At 41.7% G+C, this 26,523-nt stretch carries 22 protein-coding genes and 1 pseudogene; 18 read left to right on the plus strand and 5 right to left on the minus strand.

The features are described from left to right. Positions 1-766 precede the first annotated feature (766 nt). Positions 767-2,818 (plus strand): M3 family metallopeptidase, encoded by a 2,052-nt coding sequence (locus ED312_RS13000; RefSeq protein ID WP_123216448.1) that lies wholly within the window; start codon positions 767-769, stop codon positions 2,816-2,818. 157 nt (positions 2,819-2,975) lie between these two features. Here the strand turns inward: ED312_RS13000 and ED312_RS13005 are convergent, their stop codons facing one another. After that, a complete protein-coding gene (locus ED312_RS13005; RefSeq protein ID WP_123216449.1) occupies positions 2,976-3,335 on the minus strand; it encodes a rhodanese-like domain-containing protein in 360 nt (119 codons plus the stop codon). A gap of 40 nt (positions 3,336-3,375) precedes the next feature. Continuing rightward, complete coding sequence (locus tag ED312_RS13010) at positions 3,376-4,215, minus strand: UbiA prenyltransferase family protein (RefSeq protein ID WP_123216450.1); 840 nt, start codon at positions 4,213-4,215, stop codon at positions 3,376-3,378. Between the two features lie 174 nt (positions 4,216-4,389). On the opposite strand from ED312_RS13010, the gene gcvP reads away from it, so the two are divergent. The 4 genes from gcvP (at position 4,390) to ED312_RS13030 (ending at position 9,952) form a co-directional block, all read left to right on the plus strand. Next, positions 4,390-7,242 (plus strand): aminomethyl-transferring glycine dehydrogenase, encoded by a 2,853-nt coding sequence (gene gcvP, locus ED312_RS13015; protein WP_123216451.1) that lies wholly within the window; start codon positions 4,390-4,392, stop codon positions 7,240-7,242. A 183-nt stretch (positions 7,243-7,425) separates the two neighbouring features. Further along, complete coding sequence (locus ED312_RS13020; RefSeq protein ID WP_123216452.1) at positions 7,426-8,484, plus strand: 3-oxoacyl-ACP synthase III family protein; 1,059 nt, start codon at positions 7,426-7,428, stop codon at positions 8,482-8,484. A gap of 2 nt (positions 8,485-8,486) precedes the next feature. Continuing rightward, a complete protein-coding gene (locus ED312_RS13025; protein WP_123216511.1) occupies positions 8,487-9,011 on the plus strand; it encodes a class I SAM-dependent methyltransferase in 525 nt (174 codons plus the stop codon). An 86-nt stretch (positions 9,012-9,097) separates the two neighbouring features. Continuing rightward, a complete protein-coding gene (locus ED312_RS13030) occupies positions 9,098-9,952 on the plus strand; it encodes a glycosyltransferase (protein WP_123216453.1) in 855 nt (284 codons plus the stop codon). A 44-nt stretch (positions 9,953-9,996) separates the two neighbouring features. Here ED312_RS13030 and rsmG read toward each other — a convergent pair whose 3' ends face one another. Then, complete coding sequence (gene rsmG, locus ED312_RS13035) at positions 9,997-10,620, minus strand: 16S rRNA (guanine(527)-N(7))-methyltransferase RsmG (protein WP_123216454.1); 624 nt, start codon at positions 10,618-10,620, stop codon at positions 9,997-9,999. Between the two features lie 248 nt (positions 10,621-10,868). Between rsmG and ED312_RS13040 the strand changes: the two genes are divergently transcribed. The 4 genes from ED312_RS13040 to porT all read left to right on the plus strand — a co-directional run bounded on the left by ED312_RS13040 (position 10,869) and on the right by porT (position 14,902). Beyond that, on the plus strand, positions 10,869-11,972 hold the full coding sequence (locus tag ED312_RS13040; RefSeq protein WP_123216455.1) for a fatty acid desaturase family protein: 1,104 nt from the start codon (positions 10,869-10,871) through the stop codon (positions 11,970-11,972). A 30-nt stretch (positions 11,973-12,002) separates the two neighbouring features. Then, positions 12,003-13,190 (plus strand): pyridoxal phosphate-dependent aminotransferase, encoded by a 1,188-nt coding sequence (locus tag ED312_RS13045; protein ID WP_123216512.1) that lies wholly within the window; start codon positions 12,003-12,005, stop codon positions 13,188-13,190. A gap of 213 nt (positions 13,191-13,403) precedes the next feature. Beyond that, a complete protein-coding gene (gene ubiE, locus ED312_RS13050; RefSeq protein ID WP_123216456.1) occupies positions 13,404-14,132 on the plus strand; it encodes a bifunctional demethylmenaquinone methyltransferase/2-methoxy-6-polyprenyl-1,4-benzoquinol methylase UbiE in 729 nt (242 codons plus the stop codon). 41 nt (positions 14,133-14,173) lie between these two features. Further along, positions 14,174-14,902, plus strand: coding sequence for a type IX secretion/gliding motility protein PorT/SprT (gene porT, locus ED312_RS13055; RefSeq protein ID WP_123216457.1), 729 nt, complete (start codon positions 14,174-14,176; stop codon positions 14,900-14,902). Here porT and ED312_RS13060 read toward each other — a convergent pair. Both ED312_RS13060 and ED312_RS24375 read right to left on the minus strand, forming a co-directional pair. Then, positions 14,889-15,437 carry a 2'-5' RNA ligase family protein gene (locus ED312_RS13060; RefSeq protein WP_123216458.1) on the minus strand — a complete coding sequence of 183 codons (549 nt, stop codon included), beginning with the start codon at positions 15,435-15,437 and terminating at the stop codon, positions 14,889-14,891. The two genes, porT and ED312_RS13060, sit on opposite strands and share 14 nt — an antisense overlap. Before the next feature lie 292 nt (positions 15,438-15,729). Further along, positions 15,730-15,852, minus strand: coding sequence for a hypothetical protein (locus ED312_RS24375; protein ID WP_262707135.1), 123 nt, complete (start codon positions 15,850-15,852; stop codon positions 15,730-15,732). 189 nt (positions 15,853-16,041) lie between these two features. Between ED312_RS24375 and ED312_RS13065 the strand changes: the two genes are divergently transcribed. The 9 genes and pseudogenes from ED312_RS13065 to xerD all read left to right on the plus strand — a co-directional run bounded on the left by ED312_RS13065 (position 16,042) and on the right by xerD (position 26,511). Beyond that, positions 16,042-17,139 carry a helix-turn-helix domain-containing protein gene (locus tag ED312_RS13065; protein WP_148044286.1) on the plus strand — a complete coding sequence of 366 codons (1,098 nt, stop codon included), beginning with the start codon at positions 16,042-16,044 and terminating at the stop codon, positions 17,137-17,139. Between the two features lie 651 nt (positions 17,140-17,790). Then, complete coding sequence (locus tag ED312_RS13070; protein ID WP_123216460.1) at positions 17,791-18,309, plus strand: sigma-70 family RNA polymerase sigma factor; 519 nt, start codon at positions 17,791-17,793, stop codon at positions 18,307-18,309. 74 nt (positions 18,310-18,383) lie between these two features. Then, on the plus strand, positions 18,384-19,358 hold the full coding sequence (locus ED312_RS13075; RefSeq protein ID WP_123216461.1) for a FecR family protein: 975 nt from the start codon (positions 18,384-18,386) through the stop codon (positions 19,356-19,358). 87 nt (positions 19,359-19,445) lie between these two features. Further along, positions 19,446-22,130: a TonB-dependent receptor gene (locus ED312_RS13080; protein WP_240643096.1), complete on the plus strand. Its 2,685-nt coding sequence runs from the start codon at positions 19,446-19,448 to the stop codon at positions 22,128-22,130. A 4-nt stretch (positions 22,131-22,134) separates the two neighbouring features. Beyond that, entirely contained in the window at positions 22,135-22,971 is an 837-nt protein-coding gene (locus tag ED312_RS13085) for a DUF4249 domain-containing protein (protein WP_123216462.1), read from the plus strand. Positions 22,972-23,086: 115 nt separating this feature from the next. After that, positions 23,087-23,680 (plus strand): phosphatase PAP2 family protein, encoded by a 594-nt coding sequence (locus ED312_RS13090; protein WP_148044287.1) that lies wholly within the window; start codon positions 23,087-23,089, stop codon positions 23,678-23,680. Between the two features lie 39 nt (positions 23,681-23,719). Then, complete coding sequence (locus tag ED312_RS13095) at positions 23,720-24,619, plus strand: SDR family oxidoreductase (protein ID WP_170164511.1); 900 nt, start codon at positions 23,720-23,722, stop codon at positions 24,617-24,619. A gap of 105 nt (positions 24,620-24,724) precedes the next feature. Further along, positions 24,725-25,036, plus strand: a pseudogene (locus tag ED312_RS13100) (phosphatase PAP2 family protein); the annotation flags it as partial. Between the two features lie 566 nt (positions 25,037-25,602). Further along, positions 25,603-26,511: a site-specific tyrosine recombinase XerD gene (xerD, locus tag ED312_RS13110; protein ID WP_123216514.1), complete on the plus strand. Its 909-nt coding sequence runs from the start codon at positions 25,603-25,605 to the stop codon at positions 26,509-26,511. The last annotated feature ends 12 nt before the right edge of the window (positions 26,512-26,523 follow it).

Here is a 26,523-nt window from a genome sequence, read left to right on the forward strand (position 1 = left end):
TTCCCTTAAATGGCCCTATCTGGGCTTGCCCCGGAATAAAAATCTCAGCGGTTTCTGCCACCCGGAATGCTTCCGGATCACCAGAGTGAGGACGATAAAGACCGGGATCGCTACAGCGATCAACCTTTTCGGCTTGCCCTATAAAGTCCGAACCAGGAAGATACCTAAACCGGCTCATAGTATGAATAGCTTTAGTAGCGCGTTCATGATTACTCCTTTGCCATTGCGCGCATCGAGGGCACGGGGCTCAAACGAACGCCGGCAGAGGATTAAACAATCGTTATTGAACTTGCTTCTATAACCTTCCCGATCTAAATCCGGGCCACCACACAACACATAAAAGCACAATCATATAATAATAACGAGCACATTTTTACACTTTATCGATAAAATCATACACTTTATCGATTTCTTTAAATGAGATAATTTTTAAAATCCCGAAAAACCAAACTTGTCGGATATTTGAACCGTGATTCTCTGACACTGGTCAGGATGACCAATAAAACAGATTATACTTTAGGTTATATAAAGTTTCGGATTAGTTAGTTGTTTTAAGATTCATGGTTGGTTTAGATTTTTACTGTTGTTTATTTTTGGGGTAGTTTAACATGTAAATGTTAATTTAATAAGCACAGTAATTCCAAGAAGCTGTCTGTAAAAAGGCAGCTTCTTTTTTTTTATCCCCAACATATCCTCTCCGGACGCATGCTAAACTTTTTCTTCTCCTGTGGATATCCTATATTCGTAAACAGAAAAAAAGATATCCATGTACAACACCAAAGAATTATTTGATAACGCATATGGTTTCGCACCATTCGGTAAAATACAACCGGCAGATTATCTCCCCTTGATAGAAAGGGAAATAGAGAATGCCAAACGGGAAATAGATGAAATCACTTCAAATCCTGATATCCCGGATTTTAAAAACACCATAGAGGCCATGGAGTATTCCGGGGAATATCTGGACAGGATCACCAGTATGTTCTTCAACCTCAATAGTGCCGAGACCAATGATGAAATACAAAAACTGGCACAAAAAATCTCCCCCCTACTGGCAGAATTCGGCAATGACATCCGGCTCAACCAGGAGCTTTTTAAGCGCATTGAAGCCGTCTATCTCCAAAGAGAGAACCTGGAACTGAATACAGAACAACAAACATTGCTTGAAAAACGGTATAAAAGTTTTGCCCGGAATGGTGCAGGGCTTTCCGAAGCTAAAAAAAAGCAACTTAGGGACATCGACAAGGAACTCTCTTCGCTCAGCCTGAAGTTCGGAGAAAATGTCCTCGCGGAAACCAACACGTTCGAACTTCATCTAACTGAAGAAAAGGATATCTCCGGGATTCCCGAAGGAGCTCTGGAAGCTGCCGGAAATCTTGCGGAAAGCAAGGGTAAAGAGGGATGGATATTTAATCTTAACTATCCCAGTTTCATACCCTTCATGACCTACGCGGACAACCGGGAACTTCGCAAAAAAATGTTCCTCGCTTCTGGTAGTAAGGGATTTCACGGTGACGAACTGGACAACCGGGAAATTATCCTTAAAATCGCACGCCTTCGGTTTGAACGCGCCAATCTGCTCGGGTACAAAACGCACGCCCATTATGTTCTGGAGGAACGTATGGCCGAGACGCCCGAGAAGGTAAATGATTTCCTTAATGAGCTCCTGGAAAAGGCAAAACCCGCCGCGCAAAAGGAGTTCGGACAATTACAGGCATTCGCCCGCGAGCAGGACGGTATTGAGCAATTGCAGAAATGGGACGGCGCTTATTATACGGAGAAGCTCAAACAAAAATTATTTGATCTCGATGACGAAAAGCTGAAGCCGTATTTTAAACTGGAAAACGTGATTCACGGTGTATTTACCGTGGCCAACAAGCTATACGACCTCAACTTCGAAGAGGTTCATGACGTAGATAAATATCATGAGGATGTCAAAACGTACAGGGTAACCGACAACAATGACAAATTCATTTCCCTTTTATATGCCGACTTTTTCCCCAGGCCGGGAAAACGAAACGGTGCATGGATGACTTCCTATAAATCGCAATGCATTAAAAACGGAACGAACGATCGTCCGCACATATCCATCGTATGCAATTTCACCAAGCCTACAAAAACGAAACCTTCGCTACTCGCTTTTAACGAGGTTACGACCCTTTTCCATGAATTCGGCCATGCCCTGCACGGCATGCTGGCAAATACCACATATCCGTCTTTGAGCGGGACCAGCGTATACTGGGATTTTGTGGAACTTCCCAGCCAGGTTCTGGAGAACTGGTGTTACGAAGAAGAGGCCTTACAACTTTTTGCCAGGCATTACGAAACCGGGGAAAACCTTCCTATTGAGTATATCAAAAAGATCAAAGACTCTTCGAACTTTATGGAAGGCATACAGACCATGAGGCAACTCAGTTTCGGTCTCCTGGACATGAGTTGGCACGGTACGGACCCAACCCCGGTAACCGATGTAAAAGCCTACGAAGCAAAGGCTTTTGCCGCCACCAACCTCTATCCCGAAACTCCCGAAACCTGTATGAGCACGGCATTTTCTCATATATTCCAGGGTGGATATTCATCCGGGTATTACAGCTATAAATGGGCAGAAGTGCTCGATGCCGACACCTTTGAATTATTCAAAGAAAAAGGGATTTTTAATAAAGAAGTTGCAAACAAATTCAAAGACAATGTACTTTCCAGAGGCGGAACGGAAAACCCGATGATCCTCTATAAACGCTTCAGGGGACAGGAACCCAAACCTGATGCACTGCTTCGCAGGGCCGGTTTACTGGAAGAAGTTTCCTTAAAAACCGAATAAAAGAAGTAAGGTGTCTGAAAAGATTTTTAACCACAAAGTCAGCAAAAAATACGCAAAGTTCACAAAGGAACAGGTACTTTATTACAAGGTGTCTAACCTTTTTATTTCTTTGTGGTTTTAATAGAAGAAATTGAAGCCTTTTTAGACACCTTCTTTTTTATTTTTTCCTTGCTTTTTCCAAGGCCTGGTACCCTCCTTTGAGGTTATAGACCTCTTTAAATCCAAGCGAATCTAATGTCTTTGAAGCCTTGGCACTTCGCTTTCCCGTCCTGCAATAGAGATAAACCGGGGTTTCCTTATCGATCCCTTCCCATTGCCCGATAAAATCCGGATTGGAATAATCCAGGTTTAACGCTCCCTGAATATGCCCCTCTCCGTACTCTTCCGGAGTGCGTACATCCACCAGGAACTTCCCTGCCAATTCTTTTTCATCCATTTTTGTGATATCCACATCCTTGACCTGCCCCTGGGCAAACATCCCCGAAAGGCAACAAAAAATTACCAGAAAATACTTCATGACCTACAAAATTTAATTCGAGATAAAATTAATGAATTATTCATATTCCTTTCAAGAACAGTAACAATGCGCCCCATAAAACCGGTATGCCCTCCACCCAGAAACTACTGTAATATTTATTCTGCTTTACTCCCGAGTAAAGAAGGGCTATACCCACCAGTGTAGCTATGACCAGCAAAGACAACCCGTCCGGCCACAATGTATTCCGCTTTAACAATTCCAGCACCAAAACCAGCAGCAACAGTGATATACCGAGCAATTTGGCATTACGGATACCTATTTTTTGTGGTATAGTCCCAAGAGAAAGGTCATCCACCGCCATATCCCGGATTTCAAAAGGGATGGTCAGCACTACCACAAACAGAAAGCGTTGCAGCCATTCCAGGGCAACATCCCACACCAATCCGTCTCTTGCGGATATTATCCCGGAATTATTTATCAGGGGCAGCAAAACCGTTGTACTGCTCCACACCAGGGCCACAATAAAGATCTTTATCCCCGGGGAATTGCGGATATTGCGGAAAGACGTATAAAAAGGTACCGCATAAAAAAAGGAAAGCACCATAAGGACCCCGAGTAGCAGGAGGGCATAAGGGCTCAGTTGAAACAGATAATATCCGCATAAAGCAAAACAGATAAAACTGAAATACTGTATACTCTTTACATATTGTGTTTTTACAATGTAAAAATGCCTGGCCTCACTGCCGTACTTTATAAAATTATACCCTACGATCGTTCCGTAAAAAACAGCATAGCAAACATCCTCATCATACGGAACATCAAAGTTCAGCAAGGTAATAACCGTCAGTGAATAAACTGCCAGGGCAACATGTATACTTGCCTCAAGATAGAAGTTAAATACCTTTGTTAAAACGTTCATCAGACAAAAATAAAGAATACGCTTTATTTCCTTACAACACGCTCAAAATATTCCTCGATCCGGCCGTTAAAAACTTTGTGTACAAGAACATATAAAAGGTTATTTTTAACAAATATAATATGTACTTTTGCGCCGCAAACACGACTAATTTACACATACACTTAATTTTAGAGAATGAGAACAGATTCTTTTGCAGTACGCCACATTGGCCCGCGAGAGGGCGACCTTAATAAAATGCTGGGTGTCATAGGAGTGGAAAGCCTGGATCAACTGATCTATGAAACCATTCCGGATGACATCCGATTAAAAGAAAGCCTGGATCTTCCCCGGGCCCTCAGTGAAAACGAGTTTCTTTACCACATCCAGAAACTCGCTGCCAAAAATAAAATGTTCAAATCATATATAGGGCTGGGATATCATGAAACCTTTACCCCCTCCGTTATTAAGAGAAACGTGCTGGAAAGCCCGGGCTGGTACACGGCTTATACTCCCTATCAGGCAGAAATCGCACAGGGAAGGCTGGAAGCATTACTGAATTTCCAGACCATGGTCTGTGATCTTACCGGCATGCCGCTTGCCAATGCCTCTCTTCTGGACGAAGGTACCGCCGCCGCCGAAGCAATGGCCATGCTCTTCGAACTCCGTTCCAGAGATCAGAAAAAAGATGACGTTGTTAAATTTTTCGTGTCGGAAGAAATATTGCCACAGACTCTTTCTATCCTGAAAACCAGGGCAACTCCCCTTGGCGTGGAACTTGTAACCGGAGACCACAGGTCTTTTGGTTTTACTACGGATTTTTTCGGTGCAATTCTTCAATATCCCGGAAAATACGGAGAGGTTTACGATTACGGGGAATTTGTTACGAGGGCTAAAGAAAATAGCATTAAAGTAGCCGTGGCTGCCGATATCCTGAGTCTCGTACTGCTTACCCCTCCCGGTGAGTTCGGAGCGGATGTAGTGGTAGGGACCACCCAGCGTTTCGGGATACCGATGGGATACGGAGGTCCCCACGCAGCCTATTTTGCCACAAAAGAAGAATACAAAAGAAACGTCCCCGGAAGGATTATCGGCGTTACGAAAGACGTTAACGGCAATCGTGCACTGCGAATGGCGCTACAAACCCGGGAACAACACATAAAAAGGGACAAGGCTACTTCCAACATCTGTACCGCACAGGTACTCCTGGCCGTCATGGCCGGAATGTACGCCGTTTACCACGGACCGGAAGGCCTGAAATATATTGGCAATAAAGTACACCGTTCCACTATTACACTTTCTGGCATACTGGAGCAGCTCGGTTACGAACAGACCAACGCTTCGTATTTCGATACCCTTGTGATTAAAGCAGATGCCTCCAGGCTCCGTGAAGTAGCCGAAAGCCGGGAGATCAATTTCCTCTACATAGATGACAATACCGTCTCCGTAGCTATAAATGAAGCTACCTCCACAGACGACCTTAACGATATCATTGCTGTTTTTGCGGAAGCCGCCGGAAAAGAGACTATTCTTCTCGATGCTCTAGAAGAAACGACAGTGATCCCCGAAGCGCTGCAAAGGACTTCCGCTTTCCTCGAAAACGAAGTGTTTAATGCCTATCATTCCGAAACCGCATTGATGCGTTACCTGAGGAAACTGGAGCGAAAGGATCTTTCCCTTAACCACTCCATGATCTCTCTGGGTTCCTGTACCATGAAACTGAATGCAGCTTCCGAGATGTTGCCGGTAAGTATGGCGCAATGGGCTAACATTCACCCGTTTGTTCCCGTAGAGCAGGTAGAAGGTTACCAGGAAGTACTTCGCGAACTCGAACAGCAACTCAATATTATTACCGGCTTTGCCGGAACATCCCTGCAACCGAATTCCGGGGCCCAGGGAGAGTTCGCCGGACTCATGGTTATCCGTGCCTATCACGAAGCCAACGGGGAGACGAACAGGAACATATGCCTCATTCCGGCCTCTGCCCACGGTACCAATCCCGCTTCGGCGGTAATGGCGGGGATGAAGGTGGTAGTGACCAAAACCGACGAAAAAGGAAATATTGATGTTGACGATCTGCGTGAAAAAGCAGAGAAACATAAAGATAACCTGGCTGCCCTTATGGTAACCTATCCTTCTACACATGGGGTATTCGAATCCTCCATTAAGGAAATCACCAGGATCATCCACGACAATGGCGGACAGGTATATATGGACGGCGCCAATATGAACGCCCAGGTAGGCCTTACCAATCCGGCCACCATCGGAGCAGACGTATGTCACCTGAACCTCCATAAGACCTTTGCCATTCCCCATGGCGGTGGCGGCCCCGGAGTAGGCCCTATATGTGTGGCAGAACATCTTGTGAAATTCTTACCGTCCAGTCCGGTAATAAAAACAGGAGGCGACAATGCCATTACCGCGATTTCCGCAGCGCCCTGGGGAAGCGCCCTCGTATGCCTGATCTCCTATGGCTACATTAAAATGCTTGGCGTTAACGGCCTGACCAATGCTACCAGACATGCCCTCCTCAATGCAAACTATATAAAGAACCGGCTTAGCGGGCACTTTGATGTGCTCTACACCGGGGAAAAAGGCAGGGCGGCCCATGAGATGATCGTGGATTGCAGGCCTTTCAAGAAAAACGGTATTGAAGTAACCGATATAGCCAAACGTCTGATAGATTACGGGTTCCACTCGCCTACCGTGTCGTTCCCGGTAGCAGGCACATTAATGATCGAACCTACCGAAAGTGAAAACCTGGAGGAACTCGACCGTTTTTGTGATGCCATGATCTCCATCCGTACGGAAATAGATAAAGCCACGGCCGGGGATGTAAACAATGTACTGAAAAATGCCCCCCATACCCTGGAGATGCTCACAGCAGACGATTGGCACCTGCCATACACCAGAAAGGAGGCAGCTTATCCGCTCGATTACATCGCTGAAAACAAGTTCTGGCCTTCCGTCAGACGGGTAGATGATGCCTATGGCGATCGTAATCTGATGTGTACCTGTGCCCCGATGGAAGCATATGCAGACGCAGAATAGAACTTATAAAATATATGATTTACAAGGCTTTCGGGAAAATTTTCCCGAAAGCCTTTTTTATTTTTCACCTGTGCCTGACAGTTTTCTCTGAATTATTGTTACTGTTGGACATCGTATTTTTTCCTATGCGCGCATAACAAAAATAAAAGCAATTTCCTACCTTTAGAAAAAATCGTTCGTATAATGAATATCAAAATCACCGGTACGGGATGCTATATTCCCTCCGAAGTAGAACTGAATTCCGGTTTTTCCGAACGCGAATTCCTAGATGCCAATGGTGTAAGGCTCGATCCTCCCAATGAGGTTATTATAGATAAGTTCAAAGCTATAACCGGTATTGCGGAAAGGCGTTATGCCAAAGAACATCTCAATACCTCAGACCTCGCCTTTTTTGCAGCGGAGAAAGCTATTGAGGATTCCGGCATCGACCCGGAAACACTGGATTATATTATTGTTGCCCATAATTTCGGTGATGTAAAGTACGGTTCTATCCAGGGCGATACGGTTCCCTGCCTTGCCTCCAGGGTAAAACACTCGCTTCAGATCAAAAACCCGAAATGCGTTGCCTATGACCTTCTTTTCGGTTGTCCGGGTTGGGTAGAGGGGCTTATACAGGCACAAGCTTTCATCAAAGCAGGTATGGCCAAAAAATGCCTGGTTATCGGGGCAGAGACCTTGTCCAGGGTTATTGATAAACACGACAGGGATTCCATGATATTCTCCGATGGCGCCGGGGCCACGGTCATCGAAACTTCAGAAAAAGACGAAGGTATGCTGGCCTTTGAGTCCGCCAGCTACACTCATGACGAGGCCTATTACCTGTATTTCGGCAGCTCTTTTAACAAAAGTCTCTGCCCGAACACCCGCTACATAAAAATGCACGGGAGAAAGATATATGAATTTGCCTGTGTCCATGTCCCCCAGGCTATGAAAGACTGCCTGGACAAAAGCGGGGTATCCATAGATGACGTTAAAAAAATATTTATCCATCAGGCCAATGAAAAAATGGACCAGGCCATTGTAAAGCGTTTCTTCCGGCTCTACAAAAAACCTGTTCCCGAAGACATCATGCCCATGAATATCCAGAAGATGGGAAACAGTTCCGTAGCCACTATTCCTACCTTACTGGATATGGTAAAAAAAGGAGAGATCGAACGGCAGTCCATACATAAAGGAGATGTTGTTATATTTGCAAGCGTCGGCGCCGGTATGAATATCAATGCCGTCGTGTATAAATGCTGAATATGTACGAAAACAACTTTCCACAGAAAAGGTACAACATAACATTGGATTTCCTCAGGGAACACGTTCCTGCCAATGCCAGGATACTGGACCTCGGCACTCCCAATCCTTTTTCACAAGTCATGGAAAAAGAGGGTTTCAGGGTGACCAATACCCAAGGGGAAGACCTGGACACGGATGTCAGGGCCGTAACCGGAGAAGGATATGATGTAGTTACCGCCTTCGAGATTTTTGAGCATCTCGTTGCACCGTATAACGTAATAAAAGCCATAAAAACGGATAAACTTGTGGCCTCCGTTCCGCTCCGGTTATGGTTTGCCCCCGCTTACCGAAGCAAAACAGATATGTGGGACAGGCATTACCACGAATTTGAAGACTGGCAGTTCGACTGGCTCCTGGAAAAAGCCGGGTGGGAAATAAAAGCTAGGAAAAAATGGACCAATCCTGTGAAAAAAATAGGCCTTCGCCCTTTATTGCGCTATTTCACGCCAAGATATTATGCGGTTTATGCGGAACGGAAGAGATAGTGATTAGTATACTCTCCTTAGCTTTTTAAAACAAACAACATTTCTTCTGCTCGTTCTGTTGTATGAAGGTCATGTGAGAATAAATAATGAACTATTATATCGTCATACCTGCCCATAACGAAGCTCAGTTTATATACCGCACCCTCCGGTCAATAGCGGGACAGACACTTTTACCCAAGAAGCTTATTGTCGTCAATGATAATTCCTCAGACGACACTCCTGTTATCGTCTCCGAATTTACCGCAAAGCATTCCTGGGCGAAGATGATAACAAATACCGCTGCATTGCCGGAGCATCTGCCGGGAGGTAAAGTGGTACGCGCCTTTTATAAAGGCCTGGAAACCCTAGACAACAATTATGACTTTATCGTAAAAATGGATGCTGACGTTATACTTCCCCCCGATTATTTTGCCACCATCGCCGATGTATTCCGGAAAGATAATTCCGTAGGCATCGCCGGCGGTCTAATTTACATCGCGCAGGACAACAGGTGGGTCTATGAAGCCATTGCCGACAAAAATCACGTTCGCGGCCCGGTAAAAGCGTATTCCAGAACCTGTTTTGAGAAAATAGGCGGGTTAAAACCGGCTATCGGATGGGACACTGTCGATACCCTTCTTGCCCGGTTTCACGGTTTTAAAATACACACCATCCCAAACCTGAAAATAAGGCATCTCCGTCCTACCGGGGGTTCTTATACCAAAAAAGCCAGGCTCTTACAGGGCCAGGCCATGTATACCATGCGCTATGGCTTTCTTATAACTTTTATAGCATCGGCCAAAACGGCATGGCGGCAGAAAAACATAACTGTTTTGAAACATAACCTGCAGGGATACTTGAAAGGTAAAAGGCAAAAAAAACCTTTCCTGGTCACGGAAGAAGAAGGAAAATTTATCCGTAATCACCGGTGGCGGGGCATTCGGAAAAAGCTGGGAATCTGACTACCATGAGATATTGAAAAATCCGTTTGCAGATCACTCCCTGTCTACAAAGGTAAATGGACCACCTTTTTTGTGTCGAAAAAATCTTCCCTGAAGTAGTCAGAAAGCCGGTATTCCGTCGCTTTCGGGAATGGTTTTAATTCTTCACTGAGATCACCGCCCTTCAGGTATAAAATGCCGTTTTTAAGATCGTGCCGGTGTTCGCGGGAAGTTTTATTGTTCACCCATTTGACGAAATCGGGCATATTGGTCACCGCACGGCTTACCACAAAATCAAACTGCTCCTTGACCTTTTCCGCGCGGGTGTGCCCGGCCGTTACATTATCCAGTTCCAAAGCTTCCGCAACAGCCTGTACCACTTTTATTTTTTTGCCGATTGCATCCACCATGTAAAATTCGGTTTCCGGAAAGAGTATGGCCAGCGGTATACCGGGAAAACCTCCTCCCGTACCCACATCCAGTATCCTGCTCCCCGGATTGAAGGGTTGTATCCTGGCAATCCCCAGGGAATGCAATACATGCCGGGTGTATAACGCTCCGATATCCTTCCTGGAGATCACATTTATTCTGGCATTCCACTCGCTGTATAACGGTCCCAGCTGTTTAAACCGGTCCGCCTGTTCTTCCGAAAGGGCGGGAAAATATTTAAGGATGAGTTCGAAAGACATGGATTGTATTTTGCGCAAAAATAAGCAAAACTAAAATTTATAGCCTACACATTTGCATCATCTCTGACGAATTGGTTATTTTTGAAACTTTGTAACGGATTGTTTTTAACCGGGATGAATGGTCAGGACAATTCTTAAAAGAGGAGAATACCTTCAATGAAATGTAGGATAACACCATCAAAAAATGAAAATGATAAACATTCTCAGAAGGCAGCTCCGAAGAACACTATTAAGCACAGATTATTTTAATGGAAAACGAGACGCTTAGATTTTCAAGAAAGGATACCCAGAATTTTTTCAGGACACTGAACAAACGGGTTAATACCTATTTTAAAGAAAACAACATAAAAAGAACGGGAAACTGGAAGCTTTACCTGAAGACCATTATTATGTTCTCCATCTTTCTCACTCCCTATTTCCTTATCCTTACCCTCGACATCAACCAATGGTTGCAGTTATTACTAACCGTGATTATAGGTATTGGAATGGCAGGAGTAGGAATGAATGTAATGCACGATGGCAACCACGGTTCTTACTCGTCCAAGCCCTGGATAAACAACCTTATGGGGGCCAGCATCTATATCCTGGCAGGCAATGTGTACAACTGGAGGGTACAGCATAATGTGCTGCACCATACCTATACAAATATTCACGGGCATGATGAGGACCTGGATGCCGGCAGGATCATCCGGTTTTCCGAACATGCCAAATGGCGCAGGTTTCACAGGTTCCAGCACTATTATTCCATATTTCTGTACGGACTGCTTACCATCAACTGGGCAATAACCACCGATGTACGGCAAATGCGGCGGTATTTAAAACGGAAACTGTCTTACGGAAAGCTCCAGAGCCCTGTAAAACAGTGGAGTGCGCTCATTATCAGCAAACTCATTTACATTTCGTTGTGGATCGTACTCCCCATGCTTGTACTGGATATTGCCTGGTGGAAGATCCTCCTCGGCTTTTTTACCATGCATTACACAGCCGGACTTATTTTGAGTATCGTATTTCAACTGGCCCATATTGTCGAAGATACGGAGACCCTGATGCCGGACGAAACGGGTACCATGAAAAACACCTGGGCCATTCACCAGTTGTTTACTACCGCAAACTTCTCTACGAAGAACAAGATCGTCAACTGGTTTACCGGGGGGCTCAACCACCAGGTCGAACATCATATTTTTCCCAGTATCAGCCATATACATTACACAAATATTGCCAAAATTGTTAAACAGACTGCCAGGGAATTTAATTTGCCTTATTATGAGTACGAATCTACCAGAAAAGCTATAATTTCGCATTTTAAACACCTGAAAGCATTGGGTGAAAAACCCGCATATATTTACAATTAAGAACTCATACAACAGATGGAACAACAACTTATGGAACAAAAGCTATCTGAAAGGATCCTGAACATGTCTACTTCCGCGACACTGGCCATGGCAGCTAAAGCCCGGGAACTCAGAGCAGAAGGAAAGGATATCATCGGACTGAGCCTGGGGGAACCCGACTTCAATACTCCCGATTTTATAAAGGAAGCCGCAATACAGGCCATTAACGATAACTACAACAGTTATTCGCCGGTGGACGGCTATGCCGATCTGAAGGATGCGATTATTACTAAATTCAAACGCGATAATAATCTTACGTATAAACCCGACCAGATCGTAGTTTCTACCGGGGCAAAACAATCGCTGGCCAATATAGCACTGGTAATGATCGACCCGGGCGACGAAGTTATACTTCCTGCTCCTTACTGGGTGAGTTATTCCGATATCGTAAAGATCGCAGAAGGTGTTCCGGTTGAAGTTCCTACTTCCATAGAGAACGATTTTAAAATGACCCCGGAACAGCTGGAAGCCGCCATTACACCGAAAACCAAAATGTTGTGGTACAGCTCTCCATGTAACCCTAGTGGTTCCGTGTACAGCCGGGAAGAACTGGAGGCACTGGCGGAAGTTCTGAGAAAGCACCCGCAGATATATGTGGTATCTGATGAGATATACGAGCACATCAATTTTGCAGGTGGCCACATAAGCATGGCAGCCATAGAGGGTATGTACGACAGGACGGTTACCGTGAACGGTGTATCCAAAGCTTTCGCCATGACCGGGTGGCGTATCGGGTATATCGGGGCACCTTCGTGGATTGCCCGTGCCTGCAACAAAATGCAGGGACAGATAACCAGCGGTGCCAACTGTATAGCACAGAGAGCCACCATTACCGCACTGGAAGCACCGGTAAGCAAGATACAGTACATGATCGATGAATTCCATAAGAGAAGGGACCTTGTACTGCAACTTCTCAGCGAGATTGACGGATTCCAGGTTAACGTACCCGAAGGAGCCTTCTATGTTTTCCCTAACATTTCCGCCTTCTTCGGAAAAACCTTGAAGGGAAAAAAGATAGAAAATGCTTCCGACTTCTCCCTCTACCTGCTGGAAGAAGCTAATGTTGCCACCGTAACGGGCGAAGCTTTCGGAAACCCCAACTGCATCCGTATATCCTACGCAGCTTCCGAAGAGGAACTCAAAGAAGCACTGAAGAGAATAAAAGAGGCCCTGGTATAACTCCCGGGACCTGACATTTTTATAAAAAAGCCACGGATCAATCGTTAGATTCGTGGCTTTTTTATTTTCCGCCTGCAACCCGATATGATATTTCAGGCGAAAAATTGCGCTTCTGCTTCATATCCATCCTAACTCCGGGCCACACTTCCAACTTCGTACTTCTAACTTCGTACTTCTAACTTTGAATCGTATCTTTGTCAAAAATTTTTTTTGATGTCAGAAAATGTTACCCCCTATAAAGATTCCAAACTGGGAAAAAAGGAGCAGGTTACTAAAATGTTCGATACTATTTCCGGGAAATATGACGGACTGAACAGGGTTATTTCTTTCGGTATTGATATAAAATGGCGAAAAAAAGTAGTGCAGATCGTTAAAGATATCCGGCCGGAAACTGTTCTGGATATAGCGACAGGAACGGGAGACCTTGCCATTAACCTTGCACAGACGGGGGCCGGGAAGATCGTGGGCCTGGATATATCTTCGGGCATGCTGGAAGTAGGGAAACGAAAAGTTGCGGAAAAAAAACTTGACGACACCATTGAAATGGTTCTTGGCGACAGCGAAAACCTTCCGTTTGAAGATAATTCATTTGATGCCGTAACCGTAGCCTTTGGCGTAAGGAATTTCGAAACCCTGGAAAAAGGCCTTGCTGAAATTTTAAGGGTGCTGAGGCCGGGTGGTTGTTTTGTGATCCTCGAAACCTCCGTCCCTACAAAAACTCCTTATAAACAGGGCTATAACCTCTACACCAGGCACATTCTGCCGCTTATCGGGAAGATCTTTTCCAAGGACCGCTCCGCCTATGCTTACCTGTCCGAATCTGCCTCGGTTTTCCCTCATGGAGAAAAACTGAACAATATTTTGGCAAAAATCGGGTTTATAAAGGTAAAACACCATCCCCAAACGCTTGGGGTAGCTACCATATACGTAGCATCTAAATAAAAAGTCATGTTATACCATAGCAACCCGGAAACTTTAACCGTATGAACAAGACTCTACTTTGTGCCCTGGCGCTGACCCTGTGCAGCTATAGTGCTTTTTCCCAGTTTAACGAAAACCCGATCATAAACCTGGAGAATTTCGATAAACAACCACTCCACTGGGGATATTTCCTGGGTGTTAATCAATACGATTTTAAATTCGATTATAACCGGTACGACTCACAGCAGGATCTCAGGGACGTACAGGTGAACAAGACCATAGGTTTCAATGTAGGGCTCATAGGAGACCTTCGTATAAATGACTATATGAACCTCCGCCTGGAACCCGGATTGTACTACACCCAGAGGGACCTTTATTTTCCCGGGTTTTATAACACAGACGGCACTTTTAATGAAGCAGACGGCCTCCGGGAGGTAAAATCCACGTATATCCATGTCCCTTTACTCCTGAAAGTGGGTACCAAACGTATGGGGAACATCAAGCCTTATATCGTCGGTGGGTTTTCCTCTTCCATGAACCTGGGGAGCAATGAAAGCAGCAGGGAAGATAACCGGGAGGGCAAGTTCCGGATGAAAAAGCAGGCATATTACTATGAAATAGGGTTCGGGGTTGATTTTTACCTGTATTACTTTAAATTCTCCCCTTCCATTCGCGGTGTTTTCGCCCTTAGTGATGAACTGAAACCTGACGACAACCCGGCAAGCCCCTGGACAGGAAATATTAACAATATGTACAGCCGCGCCATATTTATCAACCTTACTTTTGAGTAAAGCCAAATTCCTTATAGATATCCCAGAACCTGCCATTGTGCTTTAACAGGCATATGCCCGAGGCAGTAAAAGAAGCTTTAAGTTCACGCGACTCATATTCGGGCCATATCCGGTCATACAGATCCTCGGAAAGGTCGCGTGTGGCAATGGTCATATGCGGATGGAATTTATGCGATAGTTCCTTCTCCGTAAATTTCAGTCTGTCCGACAGTACAATCCGTAAGCTTTCGCAAAGCTGCTTTATCGGTTCATGGTTATTCACCTTTACAAAAATAACCCTTGGCGGAAAGCTGTCAAATCCAGACAAATCCACCTGGAAAGATAATTGTTCCCGGGCGAATTCTTCCAGGACCTCCGATATGGCCGTTTCTTCGGCCTGATCTCTGCGAAATGGCATCTGTAGTGTAATATGCGCAGGAGATTTCAATGCGTGCTTCACTCCGAACCTCTCCTTCAGTTCTTCTTTCAGGTCCCTGACACGCTCACGGATATCCGATGAGGGAACCATAGCGATGAAATACAGTTTCTGGTCCATAGGATAAAAATACGTATTTATTATCGCCCTTTTTATTTCCTGCTCCCTCAAGGCGGATGAAAAGTTGGGGAATTGAGGGGTTCAGAGTTCAGGGTTCAGAGTCCGGGGTTCGGGGTTAAAATGTGATTTGTGCCATTATTACCGTAATCCAGTCAACTTCATAACCCCCAGTATTCGTCAATTTGCACCAAAAAAATATGGTGATACGTTTTATTTTTATTGCACTGTCTTTTCTAAGCTTTCATTCTTTATTAGCTCAACAACTTGCCGGGAAAATTATTGATGCCGGTGGTCACCTGTGATTACTACTACTGTCCAGGTTGAGAATACCAATCGGGCAGCCGTAACTGATAAAAACGGTAAGTTCAAGAGTAGAAAAGGAAGTCTCAAAGCGAAGAGTAAATATATTCTTCAAACTAAGACAAGATGAGTTTATTGCTTTTGCAGATGGAAAAAACAAAGTTCAAGTTGCAAAAAATATTGAAGGCCAAGAATAATCATTCGTCAAAATTTTCGTTATCTAATCCAAAAATGAATCTGAAAAATGTGTATAATAGTTCAGGAAAATGGATTGGCGATTAGGCTTGTGATGGAATGTTAAATTTTGATTTTTAAAAAAAATTCAATCGATTTTAGTTTCTCTTTGAATTATTTTAGCCACTTTAGAGAAAGTGTTCCGTTATTTATGTTACAAATAATTCAAATAATCGCCCTTATTCAGGGCTTGTTTCTTTTAAGTGTTCTGCTCGTTAAACAAGAAAGTTACAAGCGGGTAAATTTCTTACTGCTTCTAGGGTCAATTATTGCATTGCTTTTGAACATTGTCGGAGATGATGATTTTAACCTGTTTTTTTCTAATGCTAATTGGTATTTTTTCCAATCTCCATTAATCATTACACTGTTCTTTTTACTTATAAAGTATCACAATTCTAAACAAGATAAATTTCAATTTAGAGATCTTCTTTATTTTATTCCGTATTTGTTTTTTATTACGCTTCAAATCGTAGAAGACGTTAACGGCTTAGTGGAGAACATATGGTTAATAACAGGAGAAGTTCTGACAGGCGTAACGCTATTGGTTTATTTAGGTTATACCATCTATGATATCATCAAAAACAAAAAGGAAAGATGGATGCTGTTTTTTATAGTGCCTTATGCTTTATTGAACTTAATAGACGAAATTTCATTTATTATAACAAATAACCATGATTATTTCCCCTTCCTGGAAACCTATGGCATTATTGGATTATCAGCAATACTTCTCTACATAATTTTATTTAAGCTTGTTGTATCACCAAAATCTATACTACCAAAGGCTGATACCAAGGCTTATAAAACTTCAAGTCTTAGTAAATCCAAAGCAGAGGTATATAAAAGGGAGTTTTTAAGGCTCATGGATAAAGAGAAGCTTTTTACTAATAGCAATATAACGGTTAACCAAGTAGCTCAAAAGATGGGTATTCCAAGACAGTACTTATCTGAAGTCTTGAATGTGTACTTAAAATCCAATTTTCAGGACTACATGAACAAGTACAGGGCTGAAGAATTTGTAGAATGTCTCAAGGATGACAAGTTCAAGAATTATTCTATTATGGGCATTGCCAACGAAGTTGGTTTCAAATCCAAGTCCTCTTTCAACACTACCTTTAAAAAAATATACGGGGTTACCCCTAGTGAGTTTAAAAAGGCTTACCTTCAGTAGTTTAGAAATGACCTTTTCTCCTTATTCTTCATAGAAGAATTACGTTCCAAATCCGCTTTCAGAAAACCTCTTAGAAATTAAGGAAGCCTTCACTTTTCTGATGAAAACCGGATTATTTCCTTAAATACAATTGCCAAATATTGATATTATGGCAGTATTTATTAGGGCTATTTGGAATCGATAGCCTCAAATAGTATTGCCCAATCTGCAACGGTTTTTTTGGATTACCAGAGTTTTTAAGCTTAAACTGACAAATCCTCACACCTCTAAAAACGAAAAAAAAGCCACAAATTCTACAGTTGGCGGCTTTCTAAGTTGCATATTCCGCTGAAAACGGACAGGTGTTCCGTTTTCAGCGGAATATGCATTCTAAGTGCGAGAAGCGCATTTAGAACCTTTGAAAACTATACAATCAATATAATTTAACGATCTAATATTCAGAATATTAAAATCACTCTTGCAACAAACAGGTACTGAAAGCGGATTTGAAACCTACTTCATTCTGATCTCAATGGAGGCAAGTCTAATTTTACCCCGGTTGAATGAAACAATTAAGAATTTCTAGTAATTATGACAAAATCGGATGGTGAATGAAGACAAGTTATATATTCAAAATATTAAATAGGAGTCTAAGCGTTCACCTCTAAAAACTTGAATAAAAAACCCACATTCAGTTTAGATCAAGAGGCGCAGTTCTCCATTCTGTTTGATAAGCACTATCAAAGGTTATACAACTATGCGTATAAACTATTAAATGACATCTTTACTTCTGAGGAACTTGTTCAAGAAACATTTATAAAGCTTTGGGAACATTACCATAAAATAGATAAATCACATCGTGCTATCGAATCGTTTTTAATTGTAACACTCAAAAATAAGATAATTGACCATTTTCGAAAAGATCAAACTAGAGAAAAGCATAATAATTTATATAGTTTATATTCAGATATGCTCTCAGAAATTAATACACAATGGGATTTGTTACAACAAATTGATATTATCTATGAGAATCTTGAACAAAAAACAAGAGATATTTTTCAACTATCCAGAAATGAAGGATTGACTTATAAAGAGATTTCCATAAAAAAAAATATTTCCATAAAGACCGTAGAGCTTCATATTTCGACGGCCCTAATAGCTTTCCGAAAAGGTTTAAAGAATTATTTATAAAGAAAATCCAATTTAAAATAGGGTGTCGCTACTTGGTATACGTCATATAAGTAGTAAAAGCAGTAAACCCCTTAATGATGGATAAATCTCATATTTCAAAAGCAGAGCTTTGGGCATACATTTCCAAAACTGCTGATCCAGACACTATTCGGAAAGTAGAATTATGGAAGGACTCTTCAGAATACGACAAAGAGTTGTTTTCCCAAATCACCGCAATCTATCTAAATACCAAGGAATATCCTGTATCTGTTGAAGATGCGAAAAATCGCTTTCTACGTTACCCAAGAAATACTAAACAAAAAACAGTATCCAAAGTTTATAAGCTATTAAAATATGCTGCAATGATCGCTATAATTGTTACAGCCGCATATACCTACCAACAGTTTTCAGAGAGCACTAGTCAATTAATTTCAGAGGAAACTTCTTTTGGAGAAAACAAACAGCTTAAACTCCCCGATGGCTCAGTAGTCTGGTTAAACGCTTCCACTCTGCTCACCTACAAGGGCAACACACCTCGCACCATAAGTTTGGAAGGAGAAGCATTTTTTGAAGTGGCCAAAGATACAGCACATCCATTCACTGTAACCACTTCCGATGGCTTGAAAATAGAAGCCCTGGGAACAAGCTTCAATGTCAAATCATATTCAAATACCTCCATTGTAGAAACAAAATTACTTACAGGCAAAGTTGCAATTACTTCTGATAAATATTTGAAAGAAAGGGTTTTACTGGCACCTGATGAAAAGGTGATTTTTGATAGAAATAGTAAACAGTTTTTTAAGCAGGATATGGTTAAAAGAGAAGGGAGAATCGCCTGGAGAGAAGGAAAAATTGAATTTGAAAATCAGTCATTTAGGGAAATTGCCAATGACCTATATGTACAATATCAAGTAAAGCTGGTATTTAAAAATGATGAAGTAGCAAATTCAAAATTCACTGGTGTATTTGATAAAAATACACCAATAAGGGAAATTTTAGAAATCCTTAAAACCTCCAAAGAGTTCGATTATCATCTAATTACAGCGACTGATGAGTGGGTGATAAAATAAAAAAAGTGGGAAAATTCCAGTTTTCCCACTATAAAATGTTAAAGAATTCTAATCGCAAAAATCAGTATTAATTAACACATCAAATTTATGAAATCAAAACATTTCACAGGCATATTATGGCCAAAAAGTTTATCCAAACCATCTTTTTTAATGAAACTATCTTTCTTTTTTTTTGTTTTCAGTAGCTTTCATCTCTTTGCTATCAATAGTTTTTCCCAAAATAAAGTAACCTTAAATATCCAGAAGGGTTCACTGGAGTCCATCATGTCAAATATTGAAGGACAGACACCATACAACTTTGTATTCAATAATGATGAGTTAAACATTAAAGATAAGTTTGATATCAACGTAATAGACGAAAACATTGATAGAACATTGAAATTACTTTTTCACTCTACTCATATTACATATACCATTAAGAATAAATATATAGTTCTTTCCAAGGCTAAAAATCAGAATGCAAAATATACAATTAGTGGTGTAGTCAAGGATGTTGCCAATGGTGAAACACTCTTGGGGGCAACTGTCCTTTTAAAAGGCACTTCCATTGGAAGCACGACCAACGAATATGGTTTTTATTCTATCACAGCACCTGAAGGTAATTATACCTTAATCATTTCCTATTTAGGATTTACAACTTTTGAAAGGGCTATAAACCTTAGCTCTGATCAAAGGTTAGACATTGAGCTCAAAGAGGATGCCGCTCAATTAGATGAAGTAGTCATCACAGCTGAAGAATCAAAGAAAGTTGACCTTAGCACACCACAAATGAGTGTGGCAAAACTTTCAACTAAGGATATCAAACAGATACCTGTTGTTTTGGGTGAGGTAGATTTGATCAAGTCCATTCAATTACTGCCAGGTGTTACCAACGCCGGCGAAGGTGCATCGGGCTTCAATGTACGCGGTGGTGCAGAAGACCAAAACCTAATTCTTTTGGATGAAGCAATTATTTACAACGCTTCCCATTTGTTTGGTTTCTTCTCAATATTCAATGCCGATGCCATTAAGGATGTTAAACTTTACAAAGGAGGCATTCCTGCACGTTTTGGAGGGCGAGCTTCTTCGGTACTGGATATACGTCAAAAAGACGGAAATAGTAAAGAATTTGGACTCACTGGCGGTATTGGTGCCATTTCCAGTCGTTTGGCGGCAGAAGGGCCAATGTTTAAAGACAAAGGTTCGTTTCTGATTGCTGGCAGGGCTTCTTATGTAGATATATTTTTAGCCTTAGCTGACGAAAGCAGTAGAGCCGGATTTTACGATTTGAATCTGAAAACAAATTATGAAATTGATGGAAAGAACAAACTATATCTATCTGGTTATTTAGGCAATGATAACTTTAACCTGGGAGGACTTTTCACCAATTCATACGGAAACCTCTCAGGAAACTTACGATGGAATCATATTTTTAATAACAAGTTATTCTCCAATGTATCCTTAATATACAGTCGATATAATTACAACCTGGAAATTCCTACTGAAGGAATTGATTGGACCTCAGATATCAGCAATTACAATATACGCTATGACGTAGGGTATTATGCAAGCGATAAATTAAAATTTGATTTTGGAGTAAATGGTATTTACTACAACTTTAATCCAGGCAAACTCAACCCTTTAGATGCAAATTCGGGCGTTAATCCAGAGAAATTAGATGACAAATTTGCTTTAGAAGCTGGAGTATATGCAGGTTTAGAGCATAAAATTTCTGATAAGCTCACCGCTCAATATGGCTTGCGTTTTAGTTACTTCAATCGACTAGGAGAGCAAACCTTAAACAATTACACCAATAAGTTACCAGTAGTTTACAACGAAGAATTAGGCATTTATGAGCGTGCAGACCCTATTTCCGATACAAATTACGGTAAGGGAAAAAGCATAGCTACCTTCAATAATTTAGAACCTCGGTTTGCACTTTCATATCAGCTTAACGAGAAGTCTTCTTTTAAAGCAAGTTATAACCGAATGGCTCAATACCTGCATTTAATTTCCAACACCACATCAGCCACGCCATTAGATGTTTGGGCACCTAGCGGAAAGTTTATTAAACCACAAATTGCAGACCAATATGCTGTAGGCTACTTCAGAAATTTCAGGGAAAATATGTTTTCTATTGAAACCGAAGCCTATTACAAAACAATCGATAATAGGGTAGATTATATCAATGGCGCAGAACTTGTAGCACAAAACACCATTGAAACCGAAATTTTAATTGGTGAGGCCCGTGCATATGGATTAGAATTTTTACTGCGAAAAAACAAAGGCGATTTTACAGGTTGGGTGTCGTATACATTGTCAAAATCGCAACAGCGCACACCCGGCGGAGCAGCAGGCGGATTGGGCATTAACAACGGGAAATGGTATAACTCTAACTGGGACAGAACCCACGACTTTTCGTTTACCGGAAGTTACAAACTCAACGAAAAATGGCGATTTGGGGCTAGTATGGTATTCCAAACAGGACGACCTGTTACCTATCCTAACGGACAGTTTATATACAACGGATTATCCGTAGCGACTTATTCTGAAAGGAATGCAGACCGATTGCCGGCCTACCACAGACTAGACCTTTCTGCAACCTTAACACCTCGAAAAAATAAAAATAGAAAATGGCAAGGCGAATGGGTATTTGGCATTTACAACGCTTATAGCAGAAGTAATGCAGCCTCTATTTCTTTTGGTCAAAATCAAGAGACAGGCGTAACTGAGGCCACTCGTACTGCTATATTTGGTATTGTTCCTTCAGTAACCTACAACTTTAAATTTTAGAACAATGAAAAATATAAATATATCTAACAAATTAGGGGTACTCCTCATACTAATAGGATTATTAAACTCGTGTACAGATGTCATAGATGTTAATGTCCCAAACGGCGGCGAACGATTGGTGGTTGATGCGTCCGTTAAGTGGCAAAAAGGTACTTTGGGAGAAATACAAACCATTCATCTAAGAGAATCAACCGGTTTTTTTGATAACAATCCAGATGTCCCTGTTACGGGTGCTTCAGTAACAGTAACCAAAGAAAACGACGGGTCAATATTTGTGTTTGCCGACCAGAATGATGGCAGTTACACGGCAACCGATTTTGTTCCGGAATTAAACGCATCGTACACTTTGGAAATCTTTTACAACGGCAACTCCTACACAGCAACAGAAACCTTAATTGCAGCACCTGTTATTAATCGAATTGAGCAAACCATTGAAGAAGATTTTGATGATGACGAAATTCAGCTTCAAGTATTTTTTGACGACCCCGTAGATGTTAAAAATTATTATTTGGGCGAATTTATTCCGTCCAATTTACCACTGCCGTCCCTTGCAGTTATCAGCGATGAATTTACAGATGGCAACGAAAATTTTATTGAGAACGATAATGAAAACTATGTTGCAGGAGTAACTGTAGATATTAATGTGTATGGCATTTCACAACGATATTATGACTATTTGAACATATTGATCCAACAATCTGGAAGTGATGAAGAAGGGCCTTTTCCAACTACCCCGGTACAGTTAAAAGGAAACGTTACTAATGTCAATGATTCCAACGAAGAAGTATTGGGATATTTTAGGCTAGGCGAATTTGACACTACACCATATACGATTGAATAGCAACAGGATACGAGGGTAGAGTTGCCATAAAAACCAATGAGGTGGAAATCGATGAGTTGATAGTACTTGTTGAAAATGCTCTCTACCCAGATCTAAATACTTCAGCTTGAAACTTATGAGTAACATCACAATTGTACAAAGAAGTATGTACGGTTTTAAAGCTCTAGTTGCGCTTTTATTTTTGAGTTCGTCACTAACGTATGGGCAGGTGGAGCCTCTGACCTCATCCCAAAAGACCCATAAGATTGCAGGAGATGTTTTGCTTGGTGCAATGCCAGCTTTGGCTTTGAGTTCTACATTCATTTGGAAAGATGGTCAAAAAGGAACCTATCAATTTTCCAAAGCCTTAACTGGCACTATTGCATTAACGTATGGTTTAAAACTAGCTATAAATAAAGAGCGGCCGAATAGAGAAAACAACAATAGTTTTCCATCTGGCCATACTTCTGTTGCATTTGCCAGTGCTGCATTTGTGCAAAAGAGATACGGTTGGGAATATGGTATTCCTGCCTACCTCTTGGCAGGATATGTTGGGTATACAAGAATCGAAGCAAACAAGCACGATGGTGTGGATGTGCTAGCAGGTGCTGCGATAGGTATTGGAATGAGTTATTTGTTCACCAAACGGTATGATGATAAAAAGAAGTTGGGAATTTCTTCAGGCTTTATTGAAAACACCCCTACAATAGGTTTAACCTACAAATTTTAATGTCCATTGAGAAAAATTACTTAAAAAATGAATAAACAAATGACAAAAAAAGATAAAATAATAGTGACGGGAGCTACTGGTCATTATGGGTATTCAGTTATTGAATCATTGATCGAAAATGGGGTGAATGAAAGGTTGATTTATGCCATGGTAAGGGATTATACAAAAGTAGAGAAATTAAAGTCTTTGAATGTAAATATTGTATTCGGCGATTATAATAATTACGATTCAATGTTGAAGGCATTTTCTGGTATTGACAAACTTCTTTTTGTTTCAAGTAATGAACTGGAAAACCGTAGTGAGCAGCATATTCAAGTAGTGAATGCGGCTGTAAAATCTGGGGTTAAGTATATTCTTTACACGAGCCAAGAGCATAAAGAAGTTAATTTTTCCCTTATCGAGTTTATATTAAGTTCACATCTAGCAACAGAAAATGCCATTAAAGGAAGTGGGATGAATTATACCATATTGCGAAATGGGCTATATATGGACATATTGCCTTCATTTTTGGGTGAGAACATTTTTAAATATGGTATTTACCTGCCAGCCGGTAATGGGAAAATAGGATTTGCATTACGAAGTGAAATGGCGGAAACGGCGGCCAAGGTTTTAATTTCAACGGGGCATAAAAATAAGACGTATAGTATATCTGGAGATAGTTATTCATTTTCAGAAATCGCAGAGTATATTTCTCAAATCACAGGTAAAAACATCACTTATTTAAGCCCTAGTCTAGATGCTTTTCTCAATACCGTGATTGATCAAGGGATGTCTAAAAGATGTGCCAAAATGATTGGTGGGTTCTCCGCAGCTATAGGACAGGGAGAATTGGAAAGTGACAGTTTACAAATGGAAAAACTATTGGGTCGAAAGCCCCTATCTGTGAAACAATATCTGGAGGAAACTTTTATTTGGAATTTTTTGAGCAGTGTTGGGTAAAGAACTGATTTAGACGAGACCACTTAAAATGTATGTGCAAAATCACTCCCTAGCTTGGTTAATTGCCATCAATCAAGCCACTGCCTAGCCTATCCTTTATTGGCAGATGGCTCATCCACAAACTCGTTTCCTTCGGGGCATACGGCTACGGCTTTTATGGGTGCCGAATTTTTATATCAAGAATATAAGGATGTATCAGTTTGGTATGGCATTACCTACCGGTTATGTGGTCGCTGCTGGCACAGGTCTTTTTAGAATATACAACAAAAAGCATTGGCTTACCGATGTTGCTATAGGTGCGGGGATCGGAATTTTAAGTACCAAAATTGCTTATTGGATTCATTAATTAAGAAAACATTTTTCAAAGACAAGGAAAAAACAACCGGAATTGTTATGCCTCTTTATAATGGAAGATAATACGGATTGGGATTATCATTGAAATTCTGATGTATTTATTATCCAATAACTATAAGTGAACAAATCCCGTTTAATTGTGCAAATGAAAACAATCCTTTAGTTTTCTAAGGCGCCCAATAAATGTTCAATAAGTTATAGATTTTTTTTTCAATCAGACTCCACCCTTTGATTTTGCGACTATAGACATCTAACACCAAAGTCAGGTAAAAAGGCCGGTTAACATCGCTAACGCGAAGTTCCCCTTGCTCTATCTGCCTTACCAATTGCAATTTAAGATCTAAATCAAACTCCCGATGGTTTTGACCTTTGTTCATGACTGATAGCTTTGTAAAAAAAGGCAACCGATGTTAGGCTTAGTCCGTTTTTTCGGTTTCTGATTACTTCGTTAAGTTTTACATCTCCCTTGCCCCTCAAGGGAAAAGTTATTCATCTTTTATTTAAAAACCGTTACAGCGCCCCTTTTAAGAGGGGTTGGGGGGGGGTATAGAAGGTTCGAATTTTAAAGTGCTGCCCCGCATACTTCCTCAACCATGTCCCCATATTCCAAAAACCGCTATATTTACAAAGTGAACTGGGAACAAGCACTGAAAGATTACGGTCATTACCTGCGCATCGAAAGGGGGCTGTCGGCCAACTCCCTGGAAAACTATTCGCTGGACGTAAAGAAGCTTATCCTCTTCCTGGACTCCCACGATATAAAACAATCTCCCCTCACCATTACGGCAGAAATCGTTCAGCAATTCGTCTACGAGATAGCCAAAGATGTCAATGCACGGTCCCAGGCGAGGATACTTTCGGGACTGCGCGGATTTTTCAATTACCTCATCTTTGAAGATTACCGCAAGGACAACCCGATGGAGCTTATAGAATCGCCAAAGATCGGCCGGAAATTACCCGATACTCTTTCACAGGAAGACATAGACCATCTCATCGCTGCCATAGACCTCAGCACTCCGGAAGGGGAACGTAACCGGGCCATGGTGGAAACGCTGTACAGCTGTGGTCTCCGGGTATCGGAGCTGACCGCATTAAAAATATCCGACCTGTTCTTTGAGGAAGGTTTTATAAAAGTCACCGGTAAAGGGGACAAGCAGCGTTTTGTGCCTATAGCCCCGGTAACACAAAAACTCATCAACATATACAGGAAGGAAATAAGGGTGCATATCAAGGCGCAAAAGGGACATGAGGATATCTTATTCCTGAACCGAAGGGGAAAACAACTTACACGTGCCATGATATTTACCATCATCAAGCGCCTGGCGGAAACAACCGGCCTGAAGAAAAATATCAGTCCCCATACCTTCCGGCATTCCTTTGCTACCCATTTACTGCAAAACGGGGCCGACCTCCGGGCCATTCAGCAGATGCTGGGGCATGAAAGCATTACCACTACCGAAGTGTATATGCATGTAGACAGGTCCCAACTGGCAGAAATAGTTCATAAATACCATCCCAGGAATCCGGAGAAACAGTAACACGGAAATAAC

Source organism: Sinomicrobium pectinilyticum (assembly GCF_003725735.1).
GTDB lineage: Bacteria > Bacteroidota > Bacteroidia > Flavobacteriales > Flavobacteriaceae > Sinomicrobium > Sinomicrobium pectinilyticum.